General features: G+C 72.6%; 12 protein-coding genes. 4 read left to right on the top strand and 8 right to left on the bottom strand.

Translation table 11 applies throughout. The annotated features are described in order from the left end of the window. Positions 1–24: 24 nt before the first annotated feature. Entirely contained in the window at positions 25–684 is a 660-nt protein-coding gene (locus JQN83_RS03015) for a maleylpyruvate isomerase family mycothiol-dependent enzyme (RefSeq protein WP_244251567.1), read from the bottom strand. A gap of 31 nt (positions 685–715) precedes the next feature. Here JQN83_RS03015 and JQN83_RS33655 point away from each other — a divergent pair, with 31 nt between their 5' ends. Further along, a complete protein-coding gene (locus tag JQN83_RS33655; RefSeq protein WP_208565444.1) occupies positions 716–1,591 on the top strand; it encodes a helix-turn-helix domain-containing protein in 876 nt (291 codons plus the stop codon). A gap of 797 nt (positions 1,592–2,388) precedes the next feature. Here JQN83_RS33655 and JQN83_RS03005 read toward each other — a convergent pair. Genes JQN83_RS03005 through JQN83_RS02980 form a run of 6 tightly spaced genes read right to left on the bottom strand, consistent with a single transcriptional unit; the run spans position 2,389 to position 7,980 of the window. Further along, positions 2,389–3,927: a SpoIIE family protein phosphatase gene (locus JQN83_RS03005; protein ID WP_208565443.1), complete on the bottom strand. Its 1,539-nt coding sequence runs from the start codon at positions 3,925–3,927 to the stop codon at positions 2,389–2,391. Between the two features lies 1 nt (position 3,928). Continuing rightward, positions 3,929–5,254, bottom strand: a complete 1,326-nt coding sequence (locus tag JQN83_RS03000; protein WP_208565830.1) for an ATP-binding protein — start codon at positions 5,252–5,254, stop codon at positions 3,929–3,931. Between the two features lie 23 nt (positions 5,255–5,277). Next, the gene (locus tag JQN83_RS02995) at positions 5,278–6,294 is read right to left on the bottom strand and encodes a SpoIIE family protein phosphatase (RefSeq protein WP_208565442.1); all 1,017 of its coding nucleotides are present in this window, start codon (positions 6,292–6,294) and stop codon (positions 5,278–5,280) included. After that, positions 6,291–6,707 (bottom strand): ATP-binding protein, encoded by a 417-nt coding sequence (locus tag JQN83_RS02990; protein ID WP_208565441.1) that lies wholly within the window; start codon positions 6,705–6,707, stop codon positions 6,291–6,293. Before JQN83_RS02990 ends, JQN83_RS02995 begins: the two co-directional genes overlap by 4 nt. Beyond that, complete coding sequence (locus JQN83_RS02985; RefSeq protein ID WP_208565440.1) at positions 6,704–7,120, bottom strand: STAS domain-containing protein; 417 nt, start codon at positions 7,118–7,120, stop codon at positions 6,704–6,706. Before JQN83_RS02985 ends, JQN83_RS02990 begins: the two co-directional genes overlap by 4 nt. Beyond that, the gene (locus JQN83_RS02980; protein ID WP_208565439.1) at positions 7,120–7,980 is read right to left on the bottom strand and encodes an STAS domain-containing protein; all 861 of its coding nucleotides are present in this window, start codon (positions 7,978–7,980) and stop codon (positions 7,120–7,122) included. The genes JQN83_RS02985 and JQN83_RS02980 overlap by 1 nt, the downstream gene beginning before the upstream one ends. 158 nt (positions 7,981–8,138) lie before the next feature. Here JQN83_RS02980 and JQN83_RS02975 point away from each other — a divergent pair, with 158 nt between their 5' ends. Beyond that, positions 8,139–8,495: an STAS domain-containing protein gene (locus JQN83_RS02975; protein ID WP_067310147.1), complete on the top strand. Its 357-nt coding sequence runs from the start codon at positions 8,139–8,141 to the stop codon at positions 8,493–8,495. 9 nt (positions 8,496–8,504) lie between these two features. Here JQN83_RS02975 and JQN83_RS02970 read toward each other — a convergent pair whose 3' ends face one another. Beyond that, positions 8,505–9,659: an MFS transporter gene (locus JQN83_RS02970; protein WP_244251724.1), complete on the bottom strand. Its 1,155-nt coding sequence runs from the start codon at positions 9,657–9,659 to the stop codon at positions 8,505–8,507. Positions 9,660–9,819: 160 nt separating this feature from the next. Between JQN83_RS02970 and JQN83_RS02965 the strand changes: the two genes are divergently transcribed. After that, the gene (locus JQN83_RS02965; protein WP_208565437.1) at positions 9,820–10,503 is read left to right on the top strand and encodes a FadR/GntR family transcriptional regulator; all 684 of its coding nucleotides are present in this window, start codon (positions 9,820–9,822) and stop codon (positions 10,501–10,503) included. Positions 10,504–10,545: 42 nt separating this feature from the next. Continuing rightward, the gene (gene mscL / locus JQN83_RS02960; RefSeq protein WP_208565436.1) at positions 10,546–11,016 is read left to right on the top strand and encodes a large conductance mechanosensitive channel protein MscL; all 471 of its coding nucleotides are present in this window, start codon (positions 10,546–10,548) and stop codon (positions 11,014–11,016) included. Positions 11,017–11,084: the final 68 nt, after the last annotated feature.

Genomic DNA, 11,084 nt, shown 5'->3' with positions numbered 1-11,084 from the left:
TATTCATCCAGTGAATAGTCGATGTCAAGCGACTCCGTCGATCCGGCGAGGGGGTCCGGCGGGTTCGGTGGGCGGCCCGGCCCACCGGGTGCGGCGACCCGGTGGGCGGGAGCGGTCAGCTCGTCCAGGCCGGATCGCGACCGGTACGGCCGAGCAGCCGGTCCAGTTCGGTCCCGTCCGCCCCGACCGGCACCTCCGCGCCGAAGGCGCCCATCTGCCGGCCCATCGGGCCCATCTCGTCCATGAAGCCGTGCAGCGCCGCGATGCTCTCCCGCGCCGGCTGGTACGGCTGGCCGGTGGCCCGCGCAGGTCCCAGCCGTGCACCACCAGGTCCACCACCCCCATCAGGCCGATCGTCGACCGGGGCAGCCCCATCGCCGGCGCGACGCCCTCCTCGCTGGCCGGGTCGTCCCAGGCCACGACGAGCTGCTTCACCTCAGTGGCGAACCGGTCCCGCCAGCCCGGTTCGGCCACGTGATCGGTCTTGACCGACCAGTCCGTCTCCTGCCCGGCGGCGAGGCGTTGGAAGTTGACCGCCACGTCGTACACGTGGTTGATCAGTCCGCGGACGTCGTACTCCGCGCACGGGGTCGGCAGGTCGAGTTGGTCGTCGCCGATCGCCCGGACCAACTCCACGGTCCCCGGGGCGGCGGCGGCCAGCAGCTCACTAGTCTTCGTTGGCATACGGCCAGCGTATGAAGGTGGTCTTGAACGAATGCGACAGCCACGCGCGGATGACCGGGGCATCCTCGATCCGGCCCGGCTGCGCCGGGAGCTGCGGTTCCGGCGGCACCTGCCGGCCCCCGCGCTGCGCCCGTGGGTGGAGCACTACTGGCTGGCCGACTGGGCGCTGACCGCGCCGTTCACCCAGCAGGTGGTGCCGCACCCGGCGGTCAACGTCGTCTTCCGGCAGGATGCCGGCGGCCCGGAGACCGCCGAGGTGGCCGGGGTCGGTCGGCGGCTGTTCACGGTCACCCTGACCGGCACCGGAACGGTCAGCGGTATCCAGTTCCGTCCCGGCGGCTTCCGCCCGTTCTGGCGTCGCCCGGTCGCCGAACTCACCGACCGGGACGTCCCGCTCCGCACCGACCCGATCGCCGCCCGCGCCGCCGGGTCGACCACCCCCGGTGCCGCCGCCACCCACCCCGCTGGCCCGACCACGCCCCGCGCCGCCGGGTCCGCCGTCGCGTCGCCCCGCTGCGGGGGTACGGACGACGAGCGCCGGCGGGCGTTGGACGCCTTCCTGCTCGCCTGGGCGCCACAGCCCGACCCGGCGGCGGCCGAGGCGATCGCCCTCGCCGAGTCGATCCGCACCGACCGTAGCGTGCTGCGGGTGGACGACCTGGCCCGCCGGCACGATCTCTCCGTCCGGCGGTTGCAGCGGCTCTTCCTGGACCACGTCGGCGTCGGTCCCAAGTGGGTGATCCGTCGCTACCGCCTGCTGGAGGCGATCGAACAGGTCGTCACCGGGCTGCCCGACTGGGCCGCCCTCGCCGCCGACCTCGGCTACAGCGACCAGGCCCACCTGGCCCGCGACTTCGCCGCGGTCACCGGTCACACCCCCACCGGCTACGCCCGCTCCCTGCACTGATCCCCACCCACGTCCGAGCCAGCGACCCGCACCGGACGGCGTCGGCCCGACCGGCGCGGAGAGCAGGCGACCAGCTTCGCCGCCGGCTCGGCCGGCCGGGCCCGGCCGCCGGGTCGCTCGGGGCCCGGCCGCCGGGTCGCTCGGGGCCCGCCCGGTGGGTCGCTCAGCCCGCCCGGTGGTCGGCCGACGACCTCACCGCCCGGACCAGTCCGGGGACCACACCGGTGGTCAGCCGCACCGCGTGGAGAGCTCTCGTCGTCGCCATGGCCGCAGGAACTCTCCACGATCCTGGTCCCCACTTCCGGCGATCCCCGCGCCAACCAGCCCACCCCTGTCGATAACGATGAGTAACACCAGCCGCCACCCCCCATCTCCCCACTCCGCATCCTTTGCTCTGCTGCCATCGAGGCGACAGCTACTCACCGTGTCAGGTTGGAAAAGCGACGCGCCTATGGTGATTGTCAAAGTTGCAGCTCAGCACGCTGTCGCGGATAGGGCAGCAGAGCAAAGGATGGAGAGGGGAGTAATTCGAGGTTGGCTCTTAGTTACGGTGAGCGACGTCGGGAGTCAACCCGTCTCTGAGCACCCTCAGTAACCACGACAGGGGTTGGGACTGCGGGACCTCGGTGGCTCGGTCGAGCCGGCGGACCACCGCCGGGGCCGGATCGGGAGTCGGGGCCCGCATCGGGCGGCGGGGGTGGGGTGGGGGTGGGTGGGGTGGGGTGGTGGTGGCGCCCGGTGACGCACAAGGGCATCCACCGCGTGGTGGGGCAGACTCCGGAAGCAGTCGGAACCACTCAGCGGCGGCGGACCGCCACCACCGCGACGTCGTCGTGGATCTCCGGCGGGGCCAGCTCGACCAGCAGCCGCTGGCAGAAGCCGTCCAGGTCGTCGTCGACCACCGTCGCGCAGGCGGCCAACGCGGCCAGACCGTCGTCGATGGTGGTGTCCCGCCGTTCGATCAGCCCGTCGGTGTAGAGCACCAGCGTCGCGCCCGCCGGCAGGGTGAACTCCAGATCCTCCGGCCGGTCCGCGCGCACCCCCAGCAGCGGGGCCGACTGCTGCACGTACTCCACCCGGCCGTCCACCGTCACCAGCGCCGGCAGGTGCCCGGCGCTGGCCAGTCTGATCCGGCCCGTCGACGGGTGCAGCAGCAGGATGCACAGGGTCGCCAGTTCGTTGCGCAGCAGCGTACGCATCAGCACGTTGAGCCGTTCCAGGATCACCCCGGGCTGATGCCCCTCCACCGCGTACGCCCGCATCGCGTGCCGCAGCTCGGCCATCACCGTCGCCGCGTGCAGCGAGTGACCGGCGACGTCGCCGATCGCCACCAAAAGGTGCCCGTCGAGCATCACCAGCTCGTAGAAGTCCCCGCCCACCTCGGTCTGCGCGCTGGCCGGCTCGTAACGCACCGCCAGGTCGAGGCCGGCCACGTCGGGCAGCCGTCGGGGCAGCAGGCTCCGCTGGAGGGTCACCGCGATCCGGTGTTCCTCGTCGTAGGAGCGCTGTGCCTCCACCGCCGAGGCGACCGCCTGGGCGAGCTGCACCAGCACCGGGGTCCGGGCGGTCTGGGTGGCGGTGGGCACCACCACGTACAGCGGGGCGCGGTCCTCCCGCAGCTTGGCGGCGGCCACGGTCACCGTGTCACCGTCCGGCCAGCGCACCAACCCCCACCCGTCGGGGGCGTCCACCCGCACGGTCGCCCCGGTCGGCACGCCGGTGTCGTCGACCACCCACGGTACGACCTCCGCCGTCGCGCCCGGACCGGCGGCGACCCCGGCCAGGCAATCCCCGTCGAAGGTCTCCGCGACCACCACCGCCGGGCTGCGGAAGATCTGCGCCGCGCCGGCCGCCGCCTCCTGCAACAGGCGGGCGAAGGTCGGCGCGGCGTGCACCGCCACGGTGGTGTCGGCCAACCCGGTGAGCCGCTCGGCGAGCAACTCGGCCCGTTGCCGCGCCTGGTAGTAGCGCAGCACCGCATGCGCGGTGGCAACCAGCTCCTCCGGCTCGATCGGCTCGGCCAGGTAGGCGTCCGCACCCCGGGTCAGTCCCTGGGTACGGTCCACCACGTCGACCGCGTGCGCGGACACGTGGATCACCGGAATGGCCGGGTGGTCCGCCTTGATCCGTTCGCAGACCTCGAAGCCGCTCAGGTCCGGCAGCCGGACATCGAGCACCACCAGGTCGATCGGGTCCACCCCGACCCGGGCCAGCGCCTCGGTGCCGTTCTCCGCCTCCCAGACCGTGAAACCGGCCCGGGTCAGCCAGCTCACCAGCAGATAGCGCTTGGTGGGGCTGTCGTCGACCACCAGGATCGTCGCCGGGACGCCGGCCACCTCACACCCCCGCCACGGGCAGGTCCACCGTGAAGCTGCTGCCCCGACCCGGTTCGCTGGCCAACGTCAGGGTGCCGCCGAGCAGCGTCACCAACCGCCGCGCGTACGGCAGACCGAGACCGGTGCCGCTGCGCCGGCTGGTCCCCGGCACCTGGTAGAACTCCTCGAAAATCCGTTCGTGCAGCTCGGCGGGGATGCCCGGCCCGGTGTCCGAGACGCGGATCCGGACCCGGTCGTCGACCCGCTCGGCGCACATCCGCACCTCACCCCGGTCGGTGAACTTCACCGCGTTGTGCAGCAGGTTGCGCAGCACCTGGGCCAGCAGCACCTCGTCCGAGCGGAGCTCGGTGCCCGGGGGCGGCTCCTCCACCGCCAGCTCCACCTCGGAACGCAGGGTGAGCGCCCGCAGTGTCCCCCGCAGCTGCCCGAAGACCGCCCGCAGGTCGACCTGCACCCACTCCGGCTCGATCCGGCCAGCCTCCGCCTTGGCCAGGTCGAGCAGGTCGTTGACCAGGGAGAGCAGGTCGGCTGCCGAGGACCGGATCAGCTCGACCTGCTGGGCCTGCTCGGCGGTGAGCGGGTCCGACGCGGAGTCGGTCAGCAGCCGCCCCAGCCCGATGATCGCGGTCACCGGGGCCCGCAGTTCGTGGCTGACGTTGGCCAGGAAGCGACTCTTCGACTCGCTCGCCGCGCGCAGCTGGGCCGACTTCTCGTCCAGCTCGGCGTAGAGCGCCACCACGCCCCGGTTGGTCGCCTCCAGCTCCTCGGAGAGCTGGGTGTAGAGCGCCATCACGCCCCGGTTGGTCTCCTCCAGCTCGGCGTTCAGCACGGCCAACTCGTCGCGCTGGCTGCGTACCTCGTCGAGAGCGGCGATGAGCTGCCCGTTCTGGGTGGCCAACTCGTCCAGGGCGCTGGCCGGGGCGCTGGTGCCCAGCTCGGCGCGCAGCTCGGCCAGGCGCGGCGGGGTCAGCGCCGCAGCGGCGGCCGGGACACGTCGGGACATCCTCACGACCGTATATCCCGCGGCCTCCGCCAGCCCCAGGGTGTCCACCAATCGCGCCACCGCGCCGGACTGCGGCTCGTACCGGTTGCCCGGCAGCGGACGCAACGGGGCGAGGTCGACGCTGAGGAACCGCCGCCCGTCCGGCTCCGTGACGAGGGCGAAGCTGACGTCCGCGCCGGCCACGGTACGCAGCAGGTCCCGGGCCACCTCGCTGAGCGCGGTGGCGAACCGCACCTGGTCCTGGTGCTCCAGCCCGATCGCCGCCGCGACCTCCCGGCCCCGCTGGCGTACCCCGAAGATGTCCTGTTCCACCCGCAACGCCATCCGCAGGAGTGGCTCGCGGGCGGTCACGACGGAGTTCTCGCGACCAGCACGCAGGCGTCGTCCCGGCGGATTCCGGCGTCGCGCAGCAGGGTCGCCGCGACGACCACCGACGCCCGCCCGGTCAGCCCCGGATAGTCCTCGGACCGCCACCGGTCCACCACCCCGTCGCTCTGCATCACCAGGGTCGCGCCGGCCGGGAACGGGTAGTCGTACTCACGCACCGTCGGACGTTGGTGGCCGGCGATGCCGGGCAGCGACACCAGCCCCCGCCGGGTGCCGTCCGGGGCCAGCACCGTCCCGGCGATGTTGCCCAGCCCGGCGTAGCGCAGCAGACCCGCCGCCGGGTCCAGCTCCGCCACCGCCAACGCGGCCCCCCGGGTGTGCGACATCGCACGGTGCAGGTGCGTCACCACGGTGGCTGGCGGACCGGCCGGCGCGACCCGGAAGGCGGAGACGGCCGCCTCGGCGGCCACGTTGGCCAACGGCCCGTGGCCCAGCCCGTCGCAGACCAGCACCTGGTGCCGCCCCTGTTCGGTACGCATCGCGTGGCTGTCGCCGCTGACCTGCTCGCCGGTGATCGGCCGGGTCAGCCCCGCCGCCCAGGCCGGCGTGGCCCGCACCTCCTTCGCCCACACCTGCACCGCGAAGACGGTGCCCCGCCCCGGCCGGGACCAGGCGTCGTACCAGCTGGCCTGCCGGGTGATGGCACCGAGGCCGATGCCCAGGGTGCCGGTGGTGGAGTGGCCGTCGCGGGAGGAGACGGTCAGGTCGGCCATCCCGGGGCCGGAGTCGACCGCGATCAACTCCACCCCGGCGGCGTCGCCGGTGCGCACCGGGCGCAGCAGCAGGACACCCTCCTGGGCGTGCTTCACCAGGTTGCTGGTCAGCTCGGCGGCGACGATGGCCAGTTCGGCGACCCGGTTCTCACCGAGGCCGAGCTGCCCGCCGAGGCGTTCCGCCGCGCGTCGTACGGTGCTGGCGGCGCTGCCGCTCTCCACCCGGTACCAGTGGCCCGCGTCCGGCACCATGTCGTGGATCATCGGGACCACTTGGTAATGGTGATCCGGGTGCCCTCGCCGGGGGCGGTCTGGATGTCGAAGTCGTCGACCAGTCGACGGGAGCCGCTGAGGCCGAGGCCCAGGCCACCGCCGGTGGTGTAGCCGTCGGTGAGGGCGAGACCCAGGTCGACGATGCCCGGCCCGGAGTCGGCGAAGACGATCCGCACCCCGCGCCGCCGGCCGTCCTCGACGACCGTCACCTCGGCGGTGCCGCCACCGCCGTAGATGAGGGTGTTGCGGGCCAGCTCACTCGCGGCGGTCACCAGCTTCGTCTGGTCGACGAGGGAGAGCTTGACCGCCACCGCCACGGTACGCACCAGCTGACGGACCCGGACGACGTCCTCGTCACTGCCGATCGCCTGGGTCTTCGGGCCCAGGTCGACTCCCGCGGTCATGACGATGTCGCCGCCGTCCCGGACTCCACGTCCTCGGGGTCGTCGTACCCGAGGTCGTCGTCGCGGGTCGCCGCGATCAGCTCCATGCCCCGCTCCACGTTCAGCGCGGTGCGGATGCCGTTGAGCGACAGGCCCAGCTCGACCAGGGTGATGGCGACCGCGGGACGCATCCCGACGACCACCGTCTCGGCGTCGAGCACCTTGGAGATCGAGGCGATGGTGGAGAGCATCCGGCCGACGAAGGAGTCGACGATGTCCAGCGCGGTGATGTCGATGATGACGCCGTGGCAGCCGGTCGCGACGATCCGCTCGGCCAGGTCCTCCTGGAGGGTGACCGCCGTCTGGTCGGACATGTCGATCTGGATGGAGACCAGCAGGATGTCGCCGATCTTGAGGATCGGCACCCGTTCCATCACGCCTCCCGACGCGGGTGGCGGCGGGACGCCTCCACCCCGGTGAGGCGCAGCACGTGCCGCAGCGCGTCGGCCAGGCTCGCCTTGGTGGCGATGTCGCCGAACTCGATGCCGAGCGCGACGATGGTCTGCGCGATCTGCGGGCGGATGCCGGAGATGATGCAGTCGGCGCCCATCAGCCGGGCGGCCACCACCGTCTTGAGGATGTGCTGGGCGACCTGGGTGTCGACCGCCGGCACGCCGGTGATGTCGATGATGGCGTACGGCGAGCCGGTGTCGACCAGGGTCTGGAGCAGTCGTTCCATCACCACCTGGGCGCGGGCCGAGTCGAGGGTGCCGACCAGCGGCACGGCGACCACACCGTCCCAGATCTTCACCACCGGGGTGGAGAGTTCGAGCAGCTGCTCGGCCTGGTCGGCGATCAGCCCCTCGCGGGTCTGCACGTAGGTCTCGAAGGTGAGCAGCCCCATCCGGTCGACCAGGCCGGTGAAGTCCAGGACGTCCCGCAGCGACAGCTCGACGCCGTCGGTCTCGGCCAGCTCGACCAGGACGTCCTTGAGGGCGTAGATGCTGGTCGCGGTCTCGGTGGCGGTGAAGCTCTGCCGGGCCCGGCTGCGGGACAGGTCGGCGAGCACCGCCCGCAGCTCGCCCGCCGAGGGCGCCTGGAGGTCGGCCAGGCCGGCACCGCCGGCATTGATCATGCTAGCGTGCAGCTCCTGCACCTGGAGGCGTAGCTCGGCCTGGCTGAGCCGACCGCGCAGCGAGGTGGCGACGACCTCGGTCCACCGCTGCACCACCCGCTCGCCGTGCCCGGTCAGTAGCTCGACGAGTCGGTCGCCTCCGTCTGCGGTCAACGCCATGGTTACCTCCTGTGAGCTGGGCCGGCCGGACTCTATCACCGGAGGCAGACCCGGTAGTTGCCCCGCAGCAAAGGAATGATCGGTCCCACCGGAAGCGCTCCCGTTCTGCGTGTCCCGCTGTTCGTGGGATACCGTTCCACCAATAACAGGAGGTCTGAATGTCCCTGACGGTGCACACGGAACAGCGCGGCGACGTCGTCGTCGTGTCGGTCGCGGGCGAACTCGACATGGCGACCGCACCGCAGTTGCAGGACCAGATCACCGACCTGCTCGACAAGGGGCGCAGCCGGCTGGTGTTCGACCTGGCCGAGGTGTCGTTCTGCGACTCGACCGGGTTGTCGGTCTTCGTCCGGGCCAAGAACAGCTGCGACGAGGCCGGCGGCGTGGTCCGGTTGGCCGCCCCGCAGCGCGGCGTGCTGCGCATCCTCGAGGTCAGTGGGCTGGTCGAGGTGCTGCACACCTACCCGACTGTCGATGAGGCCGTCGCGGGCGATCCCACCCCCGCCTCGTCCTGACCGGTTTCCTCACCGCTCGTCCTCGATGAACCGGGGACGAGCGATCACCATGCCCGCGGTCGTCTGCACCGCCAGCGCGGCGAGCAGGAATCCCATCGGCGCGGTCCACCCACCGGTCGCCTCGTAGAGCACCCCGACGAGCAGCGGCCCGAGCGCGGCGATCACGTATCCGGTGCTCTGCGCGAAGGCGGACAGCGCCACCGTGCCGTCGGCGGTGCGGGCCCGCAGGCCGATGGTGGTCAGGATCAGCGGGAACGCGCCCTGACCGAAGGCGAGCAGCAGCACCCACAGCAGCGCCCCGTCCCGGGGTGCGAGCGCCAACCCCAGGTAGGCCGCCGCGGAGAACGCGGTCAGCCCGAACACCAGCGGGCGCAGCGTCCGGAGCCGGCCGGCCAGCGTCGGCATCAGCAGGGCGACCGGCACCCCGAGCGCGGTGACCCCGGCGAGCAGCAGTCCGGCGCTCTCCGGTCGGAAGCCGGCGTCCCGGAAGAGCTGGGCCAGCCAGCCCATCACCGCGTACCCGCTCAGTGACTGCGCGCCGAAGTAGACCGCCATCGCCCAGCCGAGCCGGGTGCGGGCCGGCTGGACCCGGGTGCGGACGGCCGGGCCCGCCGTCGGGGGCGCGGTCCGTCGGGCGGCGCGCGCCCGCAACGCCAGCGGCACCCACGGGAGTACGGCCACCGCCGCCAACGCCGCCCACACGCCCAGCCCGGCCCGCCAGGAGCCGAAGGCGTGCGCCACCGGCACGGCGGAGGCGGCGGCCACCGTCGTACCCGCCGTCAGGGCCATCGTGTACGCCCCGGTGACCAGCCCCGTGCGGTGTGGGAAGTGCTGCTTGACCAGCATCGGCAGCAGGATGTTCGCCACTGCGATGCCGGCCAGGGCGAGCGCGCTGGTGAGCACGAAGATCGCCGCCGAGTCGGTGACCACCCGGAGCACCTGACCGACGGTGAGGGCGAGCATCGCCACCACCAGCACCCGGGCTGCGGGCCAGCGGCGGATCAGCCACGGGGTGAGCGCGCCGAGACCGGCGAAGGCGATGGTGGGCAGGGTGGTGACGAACCCGGCCATCGTGCCGGAGAGACCGAGCCCGGTGCGTACCTCGTCGAGCAGCGCGCCGAGGCTGGTCACCGCGGCCCGCAGGTTGAGCGCGACCAGCAGCATCCCGACCAGCACCAGCGCGCCGCCGGTGGCCGGCGACGGGGCGCGGTGTGCCGGCCGGTGGGCGGGCGGTTCGATCGGCGCCTCGACGGCGGGTGCGGTTGGCGGGGTCATGACCTCGAACCTACAATCATGGGATGAATTTCGGCAGTTGGTGTAACCGGTGACACCGTCCGTCGATTCCCCACCCGTGCCCCCGCGCGGTCAGCGGGTGCACCAGACGATCGAGCAGCTCCGGGGCCGGATCCTCGGCGGCGAATGGCCGGTCGGTGGACGCATCCCCACCGAGCCGCAACTGGTGACGGCGCTCGGGGTGGGGCGCAACACCGTCCGCGAGGCCGTCCGGGCACTGGTGCACGCCGGGGTGCTGGAGTGCCGGCAGGGCTCCGGGACGTACGTGGTGTCGACCGACGAGCTGGCCCCGGTGGTGGCCCGCCGGCTCACCGACGACCGGATGGCCGAGGTGGTCGAGGTCCGCCGGGCGTTCGAGGTCGAGGCGGCCCGGTTGGCCGCGCTGCGGCGTACCCCGGAGGATCTGGTGGCGCTCGACGGCGCGCTCGCCACCCGGGAGGCCGCCTGGCGGTCGGGCCGGGTCGCCGAGTTCGTGGAGGCGGACGTCGCCCTGCACACGGCGGTGGTCGCCGCCGCCCACAACGCCATGCTGGCCGAGCTGTACGCCTCGGTCGGCGCGGCCCTGCGCAGCACCGTCGCGCACGCGATCGGTGACACCCTGCAACCCCAGCGGTACGTCGACCACGGCCGACTGGTGGCGGCCATCCGGGACGGCGACCCCGGGCGGGCGGCGATCGAGGCCGGTGCTTTTCTGGAGCCGCCGACCGGGGCATAGGTTGTCCCCGACGGAGAATCGGACGGCACAGGAGTGCAGCAGATGCTCAAGGGCTTCAAAGACTTCATCATGCGTGGCAACGTCGTCGACCTGGCGGTCGGTGTCGTCATCGGTGCCGCGTTCACGGGCGTGGTCACCCAGCTGACCAAGTCGTTCCTCGAACCACTGGTCCGGGTCATCATCGTGCTGATCACCGGCAAGAAGGACGGCCTCAAGGGCTCGACGCCGGAGTTCCGCGGCATCCCGTTCGACTGGATCGCCTTCGTCAACGCGGCGATCACCTTCGCGCTGACCGCGGCGGCGCTCTACTTCCTGGTCGTCTACCCGATGAACCGGCTCGCCGAGCGGCGCAAGCGGGGCGAGGAGCCGCCGCCCGCCGCCCCCAGTGAGGAGGTCAAGCTGCTCACCGAGATCCGCGACGCGCTGCTGGCCGGCGGCCACACCGCTCCGGGGCAGCGCGGCGCGCTCGACGACGTGCTCGGACGCCGGACGGAGCCGCCCGCCCCGCGCTGACCGACCGGTGCACATCGGCCCCTGCGGAATTCCCGCGGGGGCCGACTTTTTTCGTACACATGTTCGAT

The sequence above is a fragment of the Micromonospora antibiotica genome (assembly GCF_017599305.1).
In the GTDB taxonomy this organism is placed as follows: domain Bacteria; phylum Actinomycetota; class Actinomycetes; order Mycobacteriales; family Micromonosporaceae; genus Micromonospora; species Micromonospora antibiotica.
The sequence above is the reverse complement of the archived record's forward strand: the minus strand, read 5'-3'. Positions and strand labels throughout refer to the sequence as shown.

What these genes read in the sequence shown, in the direction of transcription:
- JQN83_RS03015 (WP_244251567.1), bottom strand. Translation starts at nt 684, where the DNA reads ATGCCAACGAAGACTAGTGAGCTGCTGGCCGCCGCCGCCCCGGGGACC.
- JQN83_RS33655 (WP_208565444.1), top strand. Translation starts at nt 716, where the DNA reads ATGCGACAGCCACGCGCGGATGACCGGGGCATCCTCGATCCGGCCCGG.
- JQN83_RS03000 (WP_208565830.1), bottom strand. Translation starts at nt 5,254, where the DNA reads ATGGCGTTGCGGGTGGAACAGGACATCTTCGGGGTACGCCAGCGGGGC.
- JQN83_RS02995 (WP_208565442.1), bottom strand. Translation starts at nt 6,294, where the DNA reads ATGATCCACGACATGGTGCCGGACGCGGGCCACTGGTACCGGGTGGAG.
- JQN83_RS02990 (WP_208565441.1), bottom strand. Translation starts at nt 6,707, where the DNA reads ATGACCGCGGGAGTCGACCTGGGCCCGAAGACCCAGGCGATCGGCAGT.
- JQN83_RS02985 (WP_208565440.1), bottom strand. Translation starts at nt 7,120, where the DNA reads ATGGAACGGGTGCCGATCCTCAAGATCGGCGACATCCTGCTGGTCTCC.
- JQN83_RS02980 (WP_208565439.1), bottom strand. Translation starts at nt 7,980, where the DNA reads ATGGCGTTGACCGCAGACGGAGGCGACCGACTCGTCGAGCTACTGACC.
- JQN83_RS02975 (WP_067310147.1), top strand. Translation starts at nt 8,139, where the DNA reads ATGTCCCTGACGGTGCACACGGAACAGCGCGGCGACGTCGTCGTCGTG.
- JQN83_RS02970 (WP_244251724.1), bottom strand. Translation starts at nt 9,659, where the DNA reads ATGCTGCTGGTCGCGCTCAACCTGCGGGCCGCGGTGACCAGCCTCGGC.
- mscL (WP_208565436.1), top strand. Translation starts at nt 10,546, where the DNA reads ATGCTCAAGGGCTTCAAAGACTTCATCATGCGTGGCAACGTCGTCGAC.